Origin of the sequence: Micromonospora globbae (genome assembly GCF_003610785.1) — a bacterium.
GTDB classification, from domain to species: Bacteria; Actinomycetota; Actinomycetes; order Mycobacteriales; family Micromonosporaceae; genus Micromonospora; species Micromonospora globbae.
Map to the genome: position 1 here is coordinate 1 of NZ_RAQQ01000090.1, position 1,503 is coordinate 1,503.

At 71.7% G+C, this 1,503-nt stretch carries 1 pseudogene; it reads right to left on the minus strand.

The window, feature by feature from the left end:
- Nucleotides 1-230: pseudogene (locus tag D7I43_RS32415) on the minus strand (C39 family peptidase); the annotation flags it as partial.
- Nucleotides 231-1,503 lie beyond the last annotated feature (1,273 nt).

Sequence of the window (1,503 nt, forward strand, 5' to 3'; positions counted from 1 at the left end):
GAGAGGGCGTTGCGGGTGGCGGCGGGGCCGCAGTAGTAGAAGTTGGGCTGGGCCTCGTAGCGGACGTTGAGTTCGCGTTGGCCGTGGTCCTTGCGGTTCTGGACCTGCGCGGCGGGCTTGCCCTCGGGGGCGGCGGCGTGGGCGGCGATGGCGGGGCCGGCGATGCCGCCGCCGGTGGCGGCGATGGTCGCGGCGGTGAGGGCGGTCTTGCGGATCAGATCGGTACGCATGATGGGTGCCTCTCTGGTCGGGGGTGTGTGTGGCACACGCGTGTTCGGGGGTGGGTGTGCCATGGAAGATCAGAAGTTCGAGGGCGCGTGGCGGCGGTGCCTGCTCGGCGCCTCGGGGGTGTAACGGTCCGGGCCGGGGATGCATTCCGCCGGGCTCGGGGCCCGCGTCGGGGCGGGCTCGGGGGCTGCGGCGGGCGGTTCCTGCTGGCCGGTGGCTGCTCGGCCCGGCGTCGATATGTTCAACGACGCGGGGGTGGGCATGATTCCGCCGTGGGGGTGGCCCCGGCCACGGCACACCCGACCTGATAACGGGACATGACGCCCAGCCGGTGGCCGGTGAACCGGACATTCGGCCCCAGATGGGGCGGCCCGCCGCGGGCGTCGCGGGGTCGCCTGCGGCGAGCTAAGGGTGCGGGTCGGGGCTTTGGAGCTGAATCGTCTACGACATCGCCAGCCGCAGCCGGGCCCATCCCGCACGACCCCGCAGCAGCCCGTTGGCGCAGATCGGGCCCGTATGGGTGTTCCCGGCGCAGGCCCCGTCCTTCCACGTTCGTCGCCGCGGCCACCGGGGTTGGGCGGTCCTCTAGAGCTGAATCGGCTCCGACATCGCCGGCCACGCCCAGCCCCCATCCCGCGTAATCCTGTGCGACCCCGCGCGTTGCGGGTGCGAGCCCGGTGTCGTTCCCGGTTCGTCGTCCGCCGAGGCCACCTGCGGGGCCACGCACGACGCCCCCCCGCGCGCCGATCGCTCGACAAGATCGCGCAATTTCCTGGATGTTGTCGCATCGAGGAGCGATCGAGGCCACAACATCCCCGATGTTGTGGCCTCGGCGCGCCGCCCCGGGGCACACCATGCCCGGGATGGTGCGACTCGGCCTCGGCGCGCACGCCGAGGCACACTATGCCCGCATGGGGCGCGTCCCCTCCCGGGCGGTTGAGCAACCAACATGGCGCCCGGCGTTCGTCTTTCACCGCAGGCACATGTGCTCGTGCGCTGTCGAGCTGCCCCAGATATGGGACATGCTGCGAGCATCCCCGCGGGTAGGGATATGGCGCGCCAGGTGGCTGCGTGGTCGACTCTCCGATCGCCATGGGCGGTGTGCGTCAGCGATGGCGTGAGGCTGGAAGACGCGACCCCGTGCCCCGGTGTCGGCGGCCAGTGAATACTCCCCGTAGGCGGCCATATGTCGCCCCGCTGGTGGCCAGGGATCTCCCCGTGGATGGCCAGATACCTCCCCGCTGACCAGGTCAGAGTGCCGGTCGGCGAGGGTCG